Annotated in this window: 20 protein-coding genes; 2 read left to right on the top strand and 18 right to left on the bottom strand. The window is 57.7% G+C overall.

Annotation, left to right across the window (positions count from 1 at the left end; translation table 11 throughout):
- The first annotated feature begins 31 nt into the window (after positions 1-31).
- Together Q1J88_RS02660 and Q1J88_RS02655 are read left to right on the top strand one after the other, a co-directional pair.
- Positions 32-469: a DNA polymerase III subunit chi gene (locus Q1J88_RS02660; RefSeq protein ID WP_301115868.1), complete on the top strand. Its 438-nt coding sequence runs from the start codon at positions 32-34 to the stop codon at positions 467-469.
- An 87-nt stretch (positions 470-556) separates the two neighbouring features.
- A complete protein-coding gene (locus Q1J88_RS02655; RefSeq protein WP_301115867.1) occupies positions 557-1261 on the top strand; it encodes a Bax inhibitor-1/YccA family protein in 705 nt (234 codons plus the stop codon).
- A gap of 74 nt (positions 1262-1335) precedes the next feature.
- Here Q1J88_RS02655 and Q1J88_RS02650 read toward each other — a convergent pair whose 3' ends face one another.
- The 18 genes from Q1J88_RS02650 to Q1J88_RS02565 all read right to left on the bottom strand — a co-directional run bounded on the left by Q1J88_RS02650 (position 1336) and on the right by Q1J88_RS02565 (position 17675).
- On the bottom strand, positions 1336-1944 hold the full coding sequence (locus Q1J88_RS02650) for a PIN domain-containing protein (protein WP_301115866.1): 609 nt from the start codon (positions 1942-1944) through the stop codon (positions 1336-1338).
- Positions 1941-2552 carry a DNA repair protein RecO gene (recO, locus tag Q1J88_RS02645; RefSeq protein WP_301115865.1) on the bottom strand — a complete coding sequence of 204 codons (612 nt, stop codon included), beginning with the start codon at positions 2550-2552 and terminating at the stop codon, positions 1941-1943. Before recO ends, Q1J88_RS02650 begins: the two co-directional genes overlap by 4 nt.
- Entirely contained in the window at positions 2545-3435 is an 891-nt protein-coding gene (gene era / locus Q1J88_RS02640) for a GTPase Era (protein ID WP_301115863.1), read from the bottom strand. The genes recO and era overlap by 8 nt, the downstream gene beginning before the upstream one ends.
- Positions 3432-4190 carry a ribonuclease III gene (gene rnc, locus Q1J88_RS02635; protein WP_301115862.1) on the bottom strand — a complete coding sequence of 253 codons (759 nt, stop codon included), beginning with the start codon at positions 4188-4190 and terminating at the stop codon, positions 3432-3434. The genes era and rnc overlap by 4 nt, the downstream gene beginning before the upstream one ends.
- Positions 4190-5077, bottom strand: coding sequence for a signal peptidase I (lepB, locus tag Q1J88_RS02630; protein ID WP_301115861.1), 888 nt, complete (start codon positions 5075-5077; stop codon positions 4190-4192). The genes rnc and lepB overlap by 1 nt, the downstream gene beginning before the upstream one ends.
- A gap of 19 nt (positions 5078-5096) precedes the next feature.
- The gene (gene lepA / locus Q1J88_RS02625; protein WP_301115860.1) at positions 5097-6890 is read right to left on the bottom strand and encodes a translation elongation factor 4; all 1794 of its coding nucleotides are present in this window, start codon (positions 6888-6890) and stop codon (positions 5097-5099) included.
- A 293-nt stretch (positions 6891-7183) separates the two neighbouring features.
- Complete coding sequence (locus tag Q1J88_RS02620) at positions 7184-8596, bottom strand: DegQ family serine endoprotease (protein ID WP_301115939.1); 1413 nt, start codon at positions 8594-8596, stop codon at positions 7184-7186.
- 100 nt (positions 8597-8696) lie between these two features.
- The gene (locus Q1J88_RS02615; RefSeq protein ID WP_301115859.1) at positions 8697-9740 is read right to left on the bottom strand and encodes a MucB/RseB C-terminal domain-containing protein; all 1044 of its coding nucleotides are present in this window, start codon (positions 9738-9740) and stop codon (positions 8697-8699) included.
- A complete protein-coding gene (locus tag Q1J88_RS02610; protein ID WP_301115858.1) occupies positions 9740-10219 on the bottom strand; it encodes a sigma-E factor negative regulatory protein in 480 nt (159 codons plus the stop codon). Before Q1J88_RS02610 ends, Q1J88_RS02615 begins: the two co-directional genes overlap by 1 nt.
- Before the next feature lie 12 nt (positions 10220-10231).
- The gene (gene rpoE, locus Q1J88_RS02605; RefSeq protein WP_301115857.1) at positions 10232-10831 is read right to left on the bottom strand and encodes an RNA polymerase sigma factor RpoE; all 600 of its coding nucleotides are present in this window, start codon (positions 10829-10831) and stop codon (positions 10232-10234) included.
- 442 nt (positions 10832-11273) lie between these two features.
- Entirely contained in the window at positions 11274-12503 is a 1230-nt protein-coding gene (gene fabF, locus Q1J88_RS02600) for a beta-ketoacyl-ACP synthase II (protein WP_301115856.1), read from the bottom strand.
- Positions 12504-12645: 142 nt separating this feature from the next.
- Positions 12646-12885, bottom strand: a complete 240-nt coding sequence (gene acpP / locus Q1J88_RS02595) for an acyl carrier protein (RefSeq protein ID WP_017524526.1) — start codon at positions 12883-12885, stop codon at positions 12646-12648.
- Positions 12886-13054: 169 nt separating this feature from the next.
- Positions 13055-13792, bottom strand: a complete 738-nt coding sequence (fabG, locus tag Q1J88_RS02590) for a 3-oxoacyl-ACP reductase FabG (protein ID WP_301115855.1) — start codon at positions 13790-13792, stop codon at positions 13055-13057.
- A 4-nt stretch (positions 13793-13796) separates the two neighbouring features.
- Positions 13797-14729 (bottom strand): ACP S-malonyltransferase, encoded by a 933-nt coding sequence (gene fabD, locus Q1J88_RS02585; RefSeq protein ID WP_301115854.1) that lies wholly within the window; start codon positions 14727-14729, stop codon positions 13797-13799.
- A 22-nt stretch (positions 14730-14751) separates the two neighbouring features.
- On the bottom strand, positions 14752-15738 hold the full coding sequence (locus tag Q1J88_RS02580) for a beta-ketoacyl-ACP synthase III (RefSeq protein WP_301115853.1): 987 nt from the start codon (positions 15736-15738) through the stop codon (positions 14752-14754).
- Positions 15738-16829 carry a phosphate acyltransferase PlsX gene (gene plsX / locus Q1J88_RS02575; RefSeq protein WP_301115852.1) on the bottom strand — a complete coding sequence of 364 codons (1092 nt, stop codon included), beginning with the start codon at positions 16827-16829 and terminating at the stop codon, positions 15738-15740. The genes Q1J88_RS02580 and plsX overlap by 1 nt, the downstream gene beginning before the upstream one ends.
- A gap of 42 nt (positions 16830-16871) precedes the next feature.
- Positions 16872-17054: a 50S ribosomal protein L32 gene (gene rpmF, locus Q1J88_RS02570; RefSeq protein ID WP_301115851.1), complete on the bottom strand. Its 183-nt coding sequence runs from the start codon at positions 17052-17054 to the stop codon at positions 16872-16874.
- 57 nt (positions 17055-17111) lie between these two features.
- Complete coding sequence (locus Q1J88_RS02565) at positions 17112-17675, bottom strand: YceD family protein (RefSeq protein ID WP_301115849.1); 564 nt, start codon at positions 17673-17675, stop codon at positions 17112-17114.
- Positions 17676-17936: the final 261 nt, after the last annotated feature.

The following is a 17936-nucleotide window of genomic DNA, read 5'->3' as shown; positions in this document are numbered from 1 at the left end:
ACAAACGGGCCAAGTCCGATCGGGGTCGGAAATGACCGTGCGCGTTGATTTTGCATTCGGCGCGCCAGACCGGCTGAGAATGGCTTGCGAGGTGGTGCGCAAGCAATACGACAAGGGCCGCCGCCTCGTCATCTATTGCTCTGATGCCGACTTGCTCGAACGGTTCGACACGCTGCTGTGGGGTTTTGAGGCAACTGCCTTCATTCCCCACGTGCATGCAGACGACCCCCTTGCCGAACAAACGCCCATCTGGCTTTCAAACAGGGGGGTTGATCCGTCGTCATTCCCTTCCGCCGCGTGGCTGATGAATCTCGACGAGCAATGTCCCCCTGACGCAGCCAGATACGAACGCATCCTCGAAATCGTGTCGCAGGACGAACCATCGGTGATGGCTGCGCGCGAACGCTGGCGTCAATACAAGGCTCTGGGATACAACTTGCGCGCGCACGATGTCTCGCATAGAACTTGATCATTCAGTATTTTGTAAGTTAATCTCTTTACATACCGTGGCGGTGCAAAACCGCCGCTTGACTGATATTCCCAACAAGGATTCTTTATGAACGATCCACGGCAAAATACTTTGTCCCGCCACGACTACGCCTCTCAGGGCGAAGTCGTGCGCAACCGGGTCTTGCGCAATACATACTGGCTACTGGCGATCTCGCTGATTCCCACGGTCCTGGGAGCGTTCGTCGGCCTGAACACCGGGCTCAACTCCATCATGGCAGCCAGCCCCGGGTTTAGCGTCGTCATCTTCCTGGTGGGTGCTTTTGGCCTGATGTTCCTGGTCGAACGCAATAAAAACAGTTCCCTGGGTGTTGCCCTGCTGCTTGCCTTTACTTTTTTCATGGGCATCATGCTGTCGCGGCTGGTCGGGCATGTACTCGGGTTCTCGAATGGCGCACAGCTGATCATGCTGGCGTTTGGCGGCACGGCTCTTGTCCTTGCCACCATGGCTAGCGTCGCCACGACAACCAAGCGCGATTTCTCGCATTGGCAGAAGTTCCTGTTTACCGGTGTGGTCATCCTGATCGTGGCCGCCGTCGCAAACATCTTCCTGCAGCTGCCGGCTTTGGTACTGACCGTGTCTGTGCTGGCCATCGGTATTTTCTCGGCCTTCTTGCTGGTCGACCTTCAGCGCGTCATTCGCGGTGGCGAAACCAACTACATTTCGGCGACACTTGCCATTTATCTCGACCTGTACAACATCTTTGCCAATCTGCTGATGCTGCTGGGCATTTTTGGCGGTGATCGCGACTGATCCCAAGGCAATCCGTCAAGGCCGCCGGCTGAAAAATCACCGTCCGGTGCCACCCCAGGAATTTGCGACGCACTCTATACAGAGGCGTCGCAAATTTTATTTAACCTGAACAAGCGCTCCCGCTTCAGCATCTCATGCAAAGGTTCGGGCGACCGGCCCGTAGCCGCACGCTCTCCAATTACCTGCTCCAGGATCGCCTCGAGATCTGACCGGTGCTGCATCCAGCAACGAACCAGAAGTTGATCCGGATCCATCAATTCAATCCCCAGGCGTCGCAACTCCGAGCGACGAAAATCCTTGAGGTTGCGCGTCACGACGGCAACCCTGGCCCCGGCCTGCTTCGCCAATGCCGCCCGGGCCGCTGCAACAACATGCCAGTCCTTGGGGTCGCTGTGAATCAGGCCGTCCTTGAAGCCACTGATATCGCCCTGGTCCGCGGCCGGATAGGCATGCTGGAGTGCGGCCCACTCTGCCTGGATCAGAGCCGGCTCGACCTCCCACACCCGAGCGACATTGCGTCGCCATTCGTCTCCTATTACCTCGCTCCATGCAGGTTGAAAACAGGACTTGTCGGCCAGGCGAAGCAATACGCCCCGCAACACGCTCGAGATAAGCACGCAAGTATCCAGCACGACGATGTCGGGGATCGGCATCAAACCGGCGTTATCAGGAGCAGTGGTCAAATTTGCTGAAGTGCCATAAGTACACGCCGGGTCTGCAAGGGGCGCGTCAATAATTCATCAAGCCGGGCCCGCAATGCTGCCCGCAGACCAGGCTCCACAGCGGGATCCTCGAAATCGGGCTCGGCTTCGTCAAGGCCATATCCGGCCTCGTCAAGAAGTGTCCACTCAAAACGCCGCAAGGCACCCGCTGCCCGCGAACCTCCGGCCAATTGTTCAAGTGCGGAATCGTAGGCGTCAAACAGGACGGGATGTGGATCTTCGCGTGGCAACAGCCGAAGCAGCAGTTCATTCATATACCACGCAGACATCAATGCCTTGCCGCCCAACGCACGGACCCCACCGCAATCAGCACGTACCAGCGTCTTGACCTCGCCATTGCCGCTCCAGCTCAATATCAGCGGCTGAAAGGCAGACAAAACCGGACGAAGCACAGAATACGGACGTTTCGCGCCCTTTGCCACCATGGCGACATTCCCGTGCTCACGGGTAAAGGCTTGAATGATCAGTGAAGTTTCTTTCCAGGCGGTTGAGTGCAACAGATAAGCCGCTGCATCTTGAACGCGATTGCCGCGTCGCCCGTCGGTTCGGCCTGAAGACGCACTACTCATATCCCAGTTCGCGCAGACTTGCTTCGCGATCAGACCATCCCTTGCGCACCTTGATGTAAACCTCGAGATGCACCGGCTTCTCGAGGAGCGCCTGAATATCCTGGCGCGCTTCGGTAGCGATACGCTTCATGTGTGCGCCGCCGGCACCAAGCAATATGGGTCGATGGCTTTCGCGTTCGATCAGGATACACGCGGCAATACGTGCGCCCTCCTCGACTTCTTCCCATTGCTCGATGACTACGGTACACCCGTAGGGCAACTCGTCCCCGACCAGGCGGAAGATCTTCTCGCGCAACAGCTCTGCGGCGATGAAGCGGACAGGCCGGTCGGTGAGGGACTCGGCGTCGAACATGGGTTCACCCTCGGGAAGCCGCGAGGCAATCTCGCCCAACAGGTTATCGAGCTGAATCTCGCGTGCCGCGCTCACCGGCACTACCGCCGAGTAAGGATGCTTGGCGATGATCTTGCTTACGAAGGGGAACATCGAATTCTTGTCCTTGAGCAAGTCGACCTTGTTGACAACCAGTATGGTATGACCCTGCTTGGGCAGCAGGGGCAACAACTGTTCGTCGCCCGCCGTCCATTTGCCGGCCTCAACGACATGCAGCACCACATCGACCTCGGACAGGGCTTGTGTGACAACCCGGTTCATCATGCGGTTCATGGCACCGCCGTGACGGGTCTGGAAGCCCGGAGTATCAACGAATACAAACTGTTCGTTTTCGCGCGTAAGAATGCCGTGAATTCGATGACGTGTGGTCTGTGCCTTGCGCGACACGATGGAAATCTTGCTTCCGATAAGCGCGTTGGCCAGGGTCGATTTGCCGACATTGGGACGCCCCACGACGGCGATGAATCCGCAACGAAATGGCGTACTGCTCATTTGTTTTCCTGTGTAACGGCCACGGGCAGCGACAGCTGTGCCGACTTGCGTGCCCTGCTCTTGCCCGCGGCCTTGCCCAGGCCCAGGGCCTGAACGGCGGTAATGGCCTGCGTGGCTGCAAGCTGTTCGGCGGCGCGACGGCTGGAACCTGCTGCCGTCACTTTAATATCAAGAGCCGGAATCGAGCACTCGACATCGAACATCTGATTATGTGCTGCGCCGTGCGTGGCAATAACGGTATACGTGGGCAAGTCGAGTTTACGACCTTGCAGGAGTTCTTGCAGAAGCGTCTTGGGATCCTTACCCAGGGTTTTTGGATCGACACCCTGAATGATGGGTGTGTAGAGCTTTACGATAGTACGCTGCGCAGCCTCGAAGCCGGCGTCAAGGAAGATGGCTCCGAAGACCGCCTCGAGGGTATCGGCCAAAATCGATGGCCGCCGGAAGCCGCCGCTTTTCAGCTCACCTTCGCCCAAACGAAGATACTGCGACAAAGATAGCTTCTGAGCAATTTCGGCCAGCGACGACTGCTTGACCAAATTGGCCCGAAGCCGAGAGAGATCACCTTCATCAACCTTGGAAAATCGCTTGTACAGCATGGCGGCGATCACGAAATTCAGCACCGAATCCCCCAGGAATTCGAGCCTTTCGTTGTGCCGGGCGCCGTGACTACGGTGTGTCAGGGCCTGTTCCAGCAAGGAAGGATCCTGGAACTGATAATCAAGAGCGGTCTCGAGAGTTGCCGTACTCGCCATTATTTGAATCCACCGATGCGACTGGGTTCGCTAAAGTTCATCCAGATGAGAAAGGCCCGGCCGACAATGTTCTCTTCGGGCACAAAACCCCAGTAACGGCTGTCCAGGCTGTTGTCCCGGTTATCGCCCATCATGAAGTAATGACCTTCGGGTACTTTGCAACGTATGCTGTTAAGCGCGTACTCGCAATTGCTTCTAAAGGGATAATCGGTGATTGGCATGTAATCTTGCGGCGCGTGCCGGTTGAGCAACAGGTAATGCTCTGTGTCGCCGAGATCTTCAGTATAGCGCCCCACATAGACCGACCGGTCAGGCTCAAAGTAATCGCCTGCGCGGGTTTGCGGCACGAGTTCACCATTTATGAACAGCTGCTTGTCCTGATAAAGGACCTCATCGCCGGGCAGCCCGATTACCCTTTTCACGTAGTCGATATCGGTGTCGACGGGATATCTGAATACCAGTACGTCGCCACGGGCCGGCTCGCCAATATCAATGATCTTCTTGTCAATGACAGGCAAACGAATGCCGTACTGAAACTTGTTGACGAGGATAAGATCGCCGTTTTGCAAAGTAGGAAGCATGGACCCGGATGGGATCCGGAACGGCTCAACCACGAACGAGCGCAGCACGAACACGAACAGGATGACGGGGAAGAAGCTGACGCAATATTCTATCCACCACGGGACCCGATGTGCCTCGTCATAGGCCTCTTGGCGCAGCTTGGCGGCTTCGACGGTTCCCACCCCCGTGGGGTTGGCATCGAAGATTGCCATTTGCGCCTGGGCGCGCAGCAGTCGGCGAGATCGCAGATAAAAGAAATCGAGTGCCCAGACAGCCCCCGTGACAACCAGCAGCACAAAAAGAATGAGTGCGAAATCCCAGCTCATACCACGCCTTACCCTTCTATTATTTGTCTTCGACCTGCAAAATAGCCAGGAAAGCCTCCTGCGGAATCTCGACGTTGCCCACCTGCTTCATGCGCTTCTTGCCGGCCTTCTGCTTTTCGAGCAGCTTTTTCTTGCGCGAGATATCGCCGCCGTAACATTTTGCCAGAACGTTCTTGCGCAGTGCCTTGACGCTTTCACGGGCAATGATGTCGGCGCCAATGGCCGCCTGAATGGCAATATCAAACATTTGCCGCGGAATAAGCCCGCGCATCTTGCTCACCACCTCTCGCCCGCGGTACCGCGCATTGCTGCGATGCACCATCATGGACAAGGCGTCGACGCGATCTCCATTGATGAGAACATCGACCTTGACGACGTCAGATGGCTGGTATTCCTTGAACTCGTAATCCATGGAGGCATAGCCTCGCGACACGGATTTGAGGCGATCAAAGAAGTCCAGCACGATCTCGGCAAGTGGCACCTCATAAACCAGATGGACCTGCCGGCCGTGGTAGCTCATGTTCTTTTGCACGCCCCGCTTGTTCAGGCAAAGCGTCATCACCGGCCCGACGTATTCCTGGGGCATGAAGAGAGTGAGCGTAACTATGGGTTCACGGATTTCGGCGATCTGGCCGATCTCGGGCATGCGCGACGGGCTTTCAATCATGACGACCGAGCCGTCGCGCAATTCGACTTCGTACACCACCGACGGCGCAGTGGTGATGATGTCCATGTCGAACTCGCGTTCCAGGCGCTCTTGCACAATTTCCATGTGCAGCAGACCTAAAAACCCGCAACGGAACCCGAACCCCAAGGCCTGTGACACTTCGGGTTCGAACATCAACGAGGAATCGTTCAACTTGAGTTTTTCAAGCGAATCGCGCAGTTGGTCGTATTCGCTGCTTTCGACCGGGTACACCCCTGCAAACACCTGCGGCTTGACCTCTTTGAAGCCCGGCAAAGGCTTGTCGGCAGGCCTGTTGGCCAAAGTGAGTGTGTCGCCGACCTTGGCGTGTTCGAGTTCCTTGATGCCGGTAATGACAAAGCCCACTTCGCCTGCCGACAGCCTGGTGCGTGGCTGGGCCTTGGGGGTGAATACGCCAAGCTGGTCGCAAGGATGTGTAGCACCGCTGGCCATCAGCTGAACCTTGTCCTTGACGTTCAGGACGCCGTTGACAATACGCACCAGCATGATGACGCCGACGTAATTGTCGAACCAGGAGTCGATGATCAGCGCCTGCAGCGGCTTGTCGGGGTCGCCCACCGGGGGCGGCACCTTTGCCACGATAGCCTCAAGAATCTCGTCAACACCCATGCCCGTCTTGGCGCTGGCACGAATTGCCTCGGAGGCGTCAATTCCGATAACGTCTTCGATCTCTTCGCTGGCAGCCTCGGGGTCTGCCGAGGCCAGATCCATCTTGTTCAGCACCGGCAATACCTCGACGCCGAGCTCGATCGCGGTGTAGCAGTTGGCCACGGTTTGAGCTTCGACGCCTTGCGATGCGTCCACCACCAGCAGCGCGCCCTCGCACGCTGACAAGGAGCGGCTGACCTCGTATGAAAAGTCGACGTGGCCGGGTGTGTCAATAAGGTTCAGGGCGTAGACCTTGCCGTCGTTCGCCTTGTAGCTGAGCGACGCAGTCTGCGCCTTGATGGTGATTCCTCTCTCGCGCTCGATATCCATGGAATCAAGCACTTGCATCGACATTTCGCGGTCGGCCAATCCTCCGCAACGTTGAATCAGCCTGTCGGCCAGCGTCGACTTGCCATGATCGATATGGGCAATGATGGAAAAATTGCGGATGTGATCCATAAACCTGCGAGAGCAAACCCCAAAAACGGGGTATATGTGAAAAAGGAAGCGCCGTCGCGGCGTTACGTAAAAAAGAGGAGCGCATCGGGCGCCCCTCTTGCAATCACCACATTTTAGCCGTTTTGGACGCGTTCATGACGGCATGGCAATGTAGGACCCAAAAAGCATGCATCCGCCCCATCGGGCGCGGCTTTCCGTGCTGCAATTTCTTGGCCGTTCCAACACTCGCGCACCGTCAATAATACGCTCCGGCGGACTCCGGCGGGCCGTGGAGCCCGCCGGACACGCCAGATTTATTTGGCGGGTGTGACGGGCACCCATTGAGTCTGCCCATCGCGCCACACCAGAACAGCCGCCGCCTTGTCCTTGTCGAGGCCACTGACCACCTTGGCAAACTGGGACACGCTTGTGATGTCTTCGTTGTTGACCGTAAGAATGATGTCACCCGGCACTATTCCAGCCGCTGCCGCAGGACCTTGTGATTGCGAAACCTGCACTCCACCCTTGACGTCCAGGCGGCTGCGAATCGCTTCCGGCACTTCTGACACTACCAGACCCAGTGAGTCTGCTGTAGTGCCCTGAGGCCCCTGGGACGGAGCGCTGGCCGTTTCCGTCGCGGAAGGCATTTCACCGACCGTCACTTTCAGGTTTTGAGATCTGCCTTTGCGCCATACTTCGAGATTGGTGCGCGTACCGGGCTTGGTTTCGCCCACGATGCGTGGAAGGTCGGTCCAATGCTTGATGTCTTTGCCGTCGAACTTGGTGATGACATCGCCGGACCGGACACCGGCACCCGCAGCGGGGCCGTCAGGATCGACATTGCTTACCATGGCGCCACGAGCATCGCCCAGGCCGATGGCCTTGGCTACATCGGACGACACCTGGCCGATCTGCACACCGATGCGTCCACGCGTTACCTTGCCATGCTCTTTGAGCTGCTGGACGACCCTCATGCCTTCGTCGATGGGGATGGCCAGGGAGATACCCATGAAACCCCCGCTTTGCGAAATGATCTGGGAGTTGATCCCGACCACTTCTCCGGCAAGGTTGATGAGCGGACCACCCGAGTTGCCCGGGTTGACGGCAACATCGGTCTGAATGAACGGCAGGTAATCACCGGTGTCGCGATTGATGGCACTGACAATACCGGCAGTGACGGTGGAATCCAGACCAAAGGGAGACCCGATGGCCAACACCCACTGCCCTTTCTTGAGCGACTTGGAGTCACCGATGGGCAGGGGCTTCAGGCCCTTGGCATCGATCTTGATCAGGGCGATATCGGTACGGGGATCGGTCCCGACGATTTCAGCCGTGTACTCTTTGCCGTCCGTCATGGTCACGAAAATACCGTTGGCACCTTCGACCACGTGATTGTTGGTAAGGATGTAGCCATCAGCCGAGATAATGAAGCCCGAGCCGACCCCGCGTGGCACGATACGCTCTTCTTGCTCGGCCGATGGAGGGCCCTCGCGACGTGGCGACGGACGCATGCCTGGGGGCATGAAGTCGGGGCCAAAGAACCAGCGGAACATTTCGTAAGGGTCGTTCCCGCCAGGCCCAAATGGAGAACGGCGTACCGGTATGGCTTCAGTGGTTCGAATATTGACGACCGAACCTTCGGATCTGGCAGCAACTTCGGTGAAATCGGGCACCGACAGTACCGGAACCTGAGTCTGGGCAATCGAAAGCGTGGATGCACAAGCCATCAAGAGAACCGTGACGGCCATGAACAGGTATCGCTTGGCTTGGTACATCGACATGCATGCTGTACGCATCTTGTTTGACTCCTCGTACGTAAAATCTGAACTAGTGCAACGCACCGGCGGGCGGCACGTATTCAATGTGCTCCACGAGCTGATGGAGCGTGGCCACCGGGACCTCGCCGATAGCGGTCAGCCAATGATCGCCAATACGCGCCCCATATATATTCATGGCGCCGTTCCGAGCGGGGCCCTTGGGCATGACGCGGGAATCCTGGCTAGGTTGAAACTGCTCTATAAACACGGATATGGCAGCCAGACCATCAGTCAGAACCATCTGCATGACAGGCTTGCCCGACTTCATGGGACGTGAAACCTGCGTACTGTGCTGGAAGCCCGGGGGCAGCACCACACGCCAGCCCAGCTTGGCCACGTCGACCGTCTGGGTTGCCACCTGTACCTTGCGCCAATTACGTAAATCCCACGAGGTTTCGAGCTCGTGCGCCTGAACCGCAGAGCCTTGCTGCAAGGACGTGAAGGCGATCTGGTTGATGACTTCGCCTTCACCATCAATGGTCTGAGCCTTGATCAGGAGCTTGCTTTTGGGGTCGACACAGAACCTGTACCCATAGCGGAGCTCGTCGCGAGGCAGGATTTCGACTGGCATGCATTCGTGCCCGGCGACACGCTGACGAGCGTCGTGCAGCCGCAGCACATAGTGGGAGTCAAGATCGTGGTTTTCTCCGAGCAACACGCCCGGGAACCGGTCCATGCGATGTTTTTCAACCAGCACGAGCTCTTTGGCCGGCACCAGGCACTGCACCGTGTCGTTATGGCGGATGAACTCGCGGGGTTCGCCGTCGAGTATGACCAGGCGTTCGCGCTCGCCCGTGCCGTCAACAACATGAACAATGCGCGAAGACTGCATGTTGGCGCCCTGCTGGTACGTGAACACACCCGCGTAATCTGAATTGCGCGCAGCCTGCTGGGTCTGCTGCAGGAATGCGCTTACCTGCTCGGCAAAAGGCTCGGCACCTTGCGCAGGTGTGGTCGCTGCAAAGGCAAGCAACAAGGCCAGACCCCAGCTTTTAATGGCCTTATCGGCCAATGCCCGTTTGCCACCGCAAAGCGAAATACCCTTTAGCTCCATCAGCGCGTCGCTCCGGTATCGAACGAGACCTGACGGATGGGGTTGGCGCCGGCGAACTGGCGATGGGCTTCGATGTAATCATTGACCTGCCCCTCGTCAGCCGCTGCCAGTACGGGGGCGTTGTCAGGAGCGGACTCTGAAAAATACGGAAGTGCTACCCAAATGACTGAAGCGACCGCCGCTGCTACGGCGACGCCGGACAAGCCGATACGTGCAGCCGAAAACCTGCTGCGATGAGGCGCAACAATGGGGGGTTCGGCGTCGATGGCCTTTGACACCCGGGCGTAGAAAAGATCGGAGGGCTTAATGGCCAGATCTTCGCTTCGCAACACGTCGCCGATCAGATGGTAGGTGTCCCATACCTGGCGGCCATAGGGCGAATCGAGATCTTCCGTGCGAATTTCACCATCGCCGTCCATCCATTCGGAAACGGTGTGATCCCAGGAATCAGTTTGGGCATCAAGCTTGACACCTTGCATTTCGAATACTCCTTACCACCGACGATCTGAGTCAGTGTCCAAAACTGGCCGCAATTGAGCCGCAATGGCTTCTCGTGCACGAAAAATTCGCGACCGTACTGTGCCGATGGGACATTCCATGGTCTGGGCAATGTCCTCGTAGCTCATACCTTCGATTTCGCGCAGGATGATCGCGGTGCGCAGCTCTTCGGGCAACGCAGCGATGGCGGCATTGACCGTTTCGACGATCTGCCTGCTTGCCATCAGCGATTCCGGCGTGCTGATATCGGTTAGGTTGTCGATCTGACTAAAAGTTTCACCGTCCTGCGTCTCTGTTACATTTGGAACGCTCGGACGTCTTGCACTGGATGCCTGCCAGTTGCGCGCGGTATTGATGGCAATACGATACAGCCAGGTGTAGAACGCGCTTTCACCCCGAAACTGGGGTAGCGCCCTGTACGCCTTGATGAATGCCTCTTGGGCGACATCCTCGATGTCACCGGGATCACGGATCATGCGCGACAGCAAGCGCATGATCTTGCGCTGATACTTGAGTACCAGCAGATCAAAAGCCCTTTTATCGCCTCGCTGTACGCGTGCGACCAGTTCGGCATCGACGTCGCGTTCGCTCATTGGGTCTCCGTACGCGGGCCAAGCGGCTTATTGCCCCGAGAAACAAGCTGTCGCAAAAGCCGCCATCCCGGTGATGATACCTCGCCTCTCCAGAGGGTCAAATATAGAATCTTGCCGCTTGCGATCTTTTTGAATTTGAGCGTCGTCCAGGAAGGTCCGTGCCAGACATGCTGCAGGCACGCCGCATCAACACGGCCCAGGTGCTCAATGTGCCACCCTCCATCCCACCCTTCAACATGAAGGACCCTGGGAGGACGGTAAGTGAAGAGATGGCGGGGAGTAAAAAGTGCTGCGACCAGGAGGACGAGTACGGTCGCCCACCAGGTCGTCGCGATAAAGATGCAGCCCAACGCCGCCAGGCCCAGGGTGACGGTATAAGCGTTCACCCATGCAGCCTGTCGAACAGGCCAGCTGAACCGAAGCGTTGCCGGGGTAGTCAGACCTAGACCCGTTTGACGATCATGGAACCGTTTGTGCCGCCAAATCCGAAGGAGTTGGACAAGGCGTACTCGATCTTGATGTCACGCGCCGCGTTGGCGCAATAATCGAGATCGCACTCGGGATCCTGATTGAAGATATTGATCGTGGGCGGGGAAACTTGATGATGCACCGCCAGCGTGGTGAACACGGCTTCGATGCCGCCCGCCGCACCCAGCAAATGGCCCGTCATGGACTTGGTGGAGTTGACCACCAGATTGCGGGCGTGATCGCCAAATGCCAGCTTGAGTGCCTCGGTTTCGTTCTTGTCGCCCAACGGAGTTGAGGTGCCGTGTGCATTGACGTAGCTGATATCCTGGGCATTGACCTCGCCGTCGCGCATGGCGTTGATCATGCCGCGGCAGGGGCCCTCACGATCAGGCGACGTTATGTGATGAGCATCGGAGCTCATTCCATATCCGACGAACTCGCCATAAATCTTGGCACCGCGCTTACGGGCGTGCTCGTACTCTTCGAGAACAAGCACACCGGCACCCTCACCCAGAACGAAGCCATCGCGGTCGACATCCCATGGACGGGAGGCCGTAGTGGGATCATCGTTGCGGGTGGACAGCGCACGCATGGCTGCAAAACCACCGATGCCCAACGGGGAAACGGTGGACTCGGCACCACCGGCGACCATGACATCAGCGTCGCCATATTTGATGAGACGTGCAGCATCGCCGATGGAGTGCAGGCCTGTAGTGCAGGCCGAGACCACCGCATAGCTTGGCCCCTTGAGACCCAGCATGATGGAAAGCTGCCCTGAAACCAGGTTGATTAAAGATGCGGGTACGAAGAACGGGGAAATCCTACGCGGACCCCGATCGAGATAATCGACCTGAGTTTCTTCGATACGCGGCAAACCCCCGATGCCTGAACCTACGATGACGCCCACACGGTCTGCATTGGTCTCGCTGATTTCGAGACCCGAATCTTTCCAGGCCTGCACGCCGGCGGCAACGCCGTAATGGATGAAGGTGTCCATCGTCTTGACCTCTTTGGCGGCCATATACTGCGTTACATCGAAATCTTTGACTTCACCCGCGATTTGCGCGTTGAAAGCCGAGGGATCAAAACGCGTGATGCGTCCAATGCCCGAGCGCCCGTTAACGATATTGTCCCAAGCACTGTCGATACTGTTGCCCACAGGCGAGACAATACCCAGGCCGGTAATGACGACACGTCGTTTCACGGATGACTCCTAAAATTGAAAGAGCGGTTCGAGGCAAACATACCGATGGCACCAGACCGGAAGATCGGACGCCACAGGCCTGTTTTCTAGGAACCGCCCTCTGGCCGCACACAATACGCCGCGGCCACAACTGATGATTGAATTACTGCTTGCTATGCGAGTTGATGTAGTCCATCGCTTGCTGAACCGTCGTGATCTTCTCGGCTTCCTCGTCGGGAATCTCGGTTTCGAATTCGTCTTCGAGTGCCATCACGAGCTCGACCATGTCGAGCGAATCGGCACCGAGGTCGTCAAGAAAGGAAGATTCGTTCTTGATCTCGGCTTCGTTAACGCCAAGTTGTTCAGCGACGATCTTCTTGACGCGCTGTTCGATGCTTTCCATGCAGATCTCCAATTGGGAAAAAATCCCGCGAATTATAGCCAAACGTCGCGGTTAATGGGCGCTGGCCATGACAAAAAAATGGCATTTCCTGTGGTTGTTCATTTGCACCGTTCGGCGGACCACATTGGAAACACCTGTGAATTGAACAGATTTTACCCTGTTCGCCTGATTACATGTACATCCCGCCATTGACGTGGAGGGTGGTACCGGTGATGTACCCTGCCTGTGGACCGGCAAGAAACGCTACGGCATGCGCAATATCGGCAGCGGATCCGAGACGACCCAAAGGGATCTGTCCCAGCAAGGCAGCAGTTTGGGTTTCGTTGAGCGCGCGGGTCATGTCGGTTTCGATAAAACCCGGCGACACGCAGTTGACCGTGATGTTACGACTGCCGAGTTCACGCGCCAATGCCCGCGTCATGCCGGCAACGCCCGCTTTGGCAGCCGCGTAGTTCGCCTGTCCCGGGTTGCCGCTGGAACCAACGATAGACGTAATGTTGATGATGCGACCTGCGCGTGCCTTCATCATGGTCTTGAGAACAGCACGTGACAGCCGGAATACGGCGGTAAGGTTGGTATCCAGCACCGCCGCCCAGTCCTCGTCCTTCATGCGCATGGCCAGGGTGTCGCGAGTGATGCCGGCGTTGTTGACCAGGATATGCGGCCCGCCGTCAGCGGCCAGTTCGGCGACCAGCGCCTCGCACGCCGGCGCATCGTTGACGTCAAGCACCACGCCGCGCCCGCCGGATGCCGCCAACATCTCGGAAATGGACTCGGCACCGGCCTGTGAGGTCGCGGTTCCGACGACTTGTGCTCCCCGCCCTGCCAGTTCAAGAGCGATGGCCTTGCCAATGCCCCGCGTCGCACCTGTCACCAATGCTGTCTTGCCACTGAGTTCTTGTTGCACGTGCCTACCCCTTCAAAGTTTCCAAAGTTGTACGCAGCGACTCCGGGTCGCTGATCGAAAGCCCGATCAAATCACGATCAATGCGTTTGACCAATCCGGTCAACACCTTTCCAGGTCCACACTCGACCACATGGGTGACCCCCTGGGCCTTCATGAACTGTATGGTTTCCACCCATCGCACCGGATGCCAGGCCTGGCGCACCAGCGCATCCTTGATGGCCGGCGGGTCGTCTGTACAGACAACATCCACGTTATTGACTAGCGGAATGGAAGGCGCTTGCATCTGAATGTCTGCCAGCGCAGCGGCCAGTTTGTCGGCTGCAGGCTTGAGCAAGCTGGAGTGAAACGGAGCAGAAACGGGCAACACCAGAGCACGCTTGGCACCTGCCTGCTTGGCCAGCTCGCAGGCACGCTCAACGGCGGCCTTATGCCCGGCGATAACCACTTGAGCGGGCGCATTGAAATTGACGGCTTCGACGACCTCGCCCCGGGCAGCCTGCTCGCACACGGATCGTACAGCATCATCGTCCAGACCGAGAACGGCCGCCATGCCGCCCTGCCCGACAGGTACCGCCTGCTGCATGGCATCGGCGCGTATCCGGACCAGCCGGACCGCATCTGCCAGATCGAGGCCGCCGGCGGCTGTCAGGGCCGAGTACTCGCCCAGGCTGTGACCCGCCACGAGATCGGGAACCATCCCACCCGCTGCAAGCCAGGCTCGATACATGGCGACCGCCGACGCGAGCATGGCGGGCTGGGTATTGGTAGTAAGGTTGAGTTCGTCCGCCGGACCGTTCGCGATGAGGGCGGACAGATCCTGCCCCAGCGCCTGGTTGGCCTCATTCAGGGTTTGAGCCACTTCGACATCTTGCGCCCACGCATCAAGCATGCCGACCGCCTGGGACCCTTGCCCAGGAAATACAAAAGCAATTTTCATGTTCTTTTATCTACGGCTGAGTTTACATTCTGGCCAGCACCGAGCCCCAGGTGAATCCACCCCCGACGCCCTGCATCAATACCAGATCCCCCTCTTTGATCCGGCCGTCCCGACGCGCCACATCCAGCGCCAGCGGGACACTGGCTGCTGAGGTATTGGCGTGCTTGTCGAGTGTAACAATAACTTTTTCGGAAGGAATACCCAACTTTCGGCCCAGGAAATTCAGTATCCGTACGTTAGCCTGATGTGGCACCATCCAGTCTATTTCTTCGAGCGAAACCCCCGCCTGCTCGCATACCTCTTGCGCCGACTGGGACAGTGAATTGACCGCAAGCTTGAATACCGCCTGGCCATCCATGCGTAAAAACGGATCGCCAACGACCTCTCCGCCAGCCACGCTGCCGGCAGCGTACAGAATGCCCTTATGACTTCCATCGGCGTGAAGTTTTGTCGCGAGGATGCCGGGCTTGTCGGAAGCCTGCAGCACTACCGCGCCGGCGCCATCGCCAAACAACACGCAGGTTCGCCGATCGGACCAATCCAGAATCGATGAAAACACTTCGGCGCCAATGACAAGTGCGTTGCGGACCTGCCCCGAACGAATGAAGGCATCGGCGGTGCTGAGCGCGTATACAAAACCGCTGCAAACCGCCTGCACGTCAAAGGCCGGACACCCACTGATGCCGAGATTGGCCTGCACCAGACAGGCAGTACTTGGGAAAATGAAGTCAGGCGTGGAGGTGGCTACAATGATCAGCTCTACATCACTGGCGGCAAGCCCTGCATCGTCCAGTGCGATTCGCGCGGCCTCGGTAGCCAGCTTGCTGGACGTAGTCCCCGCTTCGGCAATGTGGCGCTGGCGGATGCCGGTACGTTCTACTATCCATTGATCAGAAGTTTCGACATTGCGCTGCGCCAGTTCGGCAGCCAGCTCGTCGTTGGAGACGGCCCGAGGCGGCAGGCAGGCGCCCGACCCGGTAATCCTTGCATAAGACATATTCGATTCCATCAAGCGCCCGGCTGACCAGGGCCCGAGAGTTCATGGGATTGCTTCGCCACCTGTTCGGCAGCCGCCTGGAGGCTTTGGCGAAGATGGTCTATCGTTGCACTGGTGCCGGCCAGAAGGTCGTTATGCACTGCTTCGCGCGCGCGAAGAAGTGCATTACTGAACGCATATGCATCGGCAGAACCATGGCTTTTGATGACGATACCACGCAAGCCCAACAAGGCCGCGCCATTGTAACGGCGGTTGTCCACCTTGTCTCTGAACCGGTTGAGAACAGGCTTTGCCATGAGACCGGACGCCATCGATAGCACGTCGCGCTTGAACTCGGCGTGCATCATCTGACTGACCATGCGGGCCAGACCCTCGATGGACTTCAGCACGACGTTTCCGACAAAACCGTCGCACACGATGACGTCGACGGTTCCCTTGCAGATATCGTCGCCTTCGACGTTACCGTAGAAATTCAGACCACTGCCTCGCAGCAGCTCGGCAGCCTGCTTGACGACTTCGTTACCCTTGATGACTTCTTCACCGATGTTGAGCAGACCGACAGTGGGACGCTCTTTGCCATACAGTGCGGTCACCAGCGCCGTACCCATGATGGCGAACTGCAAGAGATGTTCGGCCGTGCAGTCGACATTGGCGCCCAGGTCGAGCATGGTCGTGGCTCCGCCCTTCTGGTTGGGTATGGACGTGGCGATGGCGGGACGATCGATACCGTCGAGCGTTTTGAGCACATAGCGCGAAATCGCCATCCATGCTCCGGTATTACCGGCCGACACACAGGCGTCTGCACGATTTTCCTTGACGGCCTGAACCGCCACCCGCATGGATGAGTCTTTTTTACGGCGCAGCGCCACCTCGACCGTGTCGTCCATGGTGACGACTTCGGTGGCAGGAAGCAGCTCGTACCAGTCGTCACGAGTACAGCCCAGCGCAGAAAGCTGAGACTGGATTGCCGCCGTATCGCCTGTAAGAAGGAAACGGGTATCCGGATGGCGCTGAGCAACCTGGTACGCAGCGGCCACCGTTACCGGCAAGCCCACGTCTCCCCCCATGCAGTCGATGGCGATACGTATCGGAGCTGTCGACATCAAGTACGCAAGCTAGCGAAAGATCGCAACGACCGGGGCGATTTATTCGTCGTTTTTGGTCTTGAGCACTTTGCGGCCGCGATAGAAGCCGTTAGGGCTGATGTGATGACGCAGATGAAGCTCGCCGGTGGTGGGCTCGATAGCCGTGGGAGGCGTGGTCAGGGAATCGTGCGAACGATGCATGCCGCGCTTCGAGGGACTTTTCTTGTTTTGCTGAACTGCCATGATGACTCCTAAGCCGGGCCGCCACTACTGGCGTGTTTCCCGAAAAATAAAATTAAATCAATTCCGTTCTTTCTTGAGCTTTTCCAGAACCGCGAACGGCGATGGGCGCCCTGCTTCGGCATCAGGCTGTTCGGCGGAATCCGAACCCCCCGGCGCAGAAGGACAAACTTCGTGCTTGGGCACCGGAGGCAGACTCAGAATGAGCTCGTCTTCGATGAATTCCAGCACGTCAAACCTGGGTGAGCCGACAATGCGCTCGATCTCGTCGTCATCGTCGAGTTCGGCCGGGCTACGCACGATCTCGAGTCGATTCACGACCTGAAGCGGTACCACAAAGGGCTGCAGGCAACGCTGGCATTCCAGCACAATCTGGCCTTGGGCGCGAACCTCGATATACCTCCGGCCCCCGCTTGTGCATTCGCCGTACAGCGACCAGTTTATCTGGGTGGTCGACTGCGGCGGCAGGCCATCGATCAGCCTTGAAAACCTGAGCAGGTCCCGCGTTCCCGTAAGCTGCCCGCCTTCACGACCGGCGCCCGCTGCAGCGGTAAACGCAAAAAGATCAAGGGTTTCACGGCTTGCATCAGCCTTCGTTTCGCGGCCCATTTTGTCGCGACCCATTCATAGATGCCCCAAAGTAGCTTTCCGTGTCCCTGACCATTGCTTTGTGCCCTTGAAGTCAAGGGGTTCGGGCAAATATAGCCTAAGCGGCAAAGCCCCAAAAACTAAGCTCAAGCTCTAAGCCCAAGATCAAACCTAATATCAAACCCAATATCAACCACAAAGCTGGCTGGCTCTAGGTAAACTGAAAGCTAAGAAAACATTAGATAATAACGCTTTCCGAATTGTCCCGTCAAACCAAACGCCACCCAAAAACCACAC

Source organism: Pusillimonas sp., assembly GCF_029263785.1.
Classification (GTDB): Bacteria; Pseudomonadota; Gammaproteobacteria; order Burkholderiales; family Burkholderiaceae_B; genus Pusillimonas.
The sequence above is the reverse complement of the archived record's forward strand: the minus strand, read 5'-3'. Positions and strand labels throughout refer to the sequence as shown.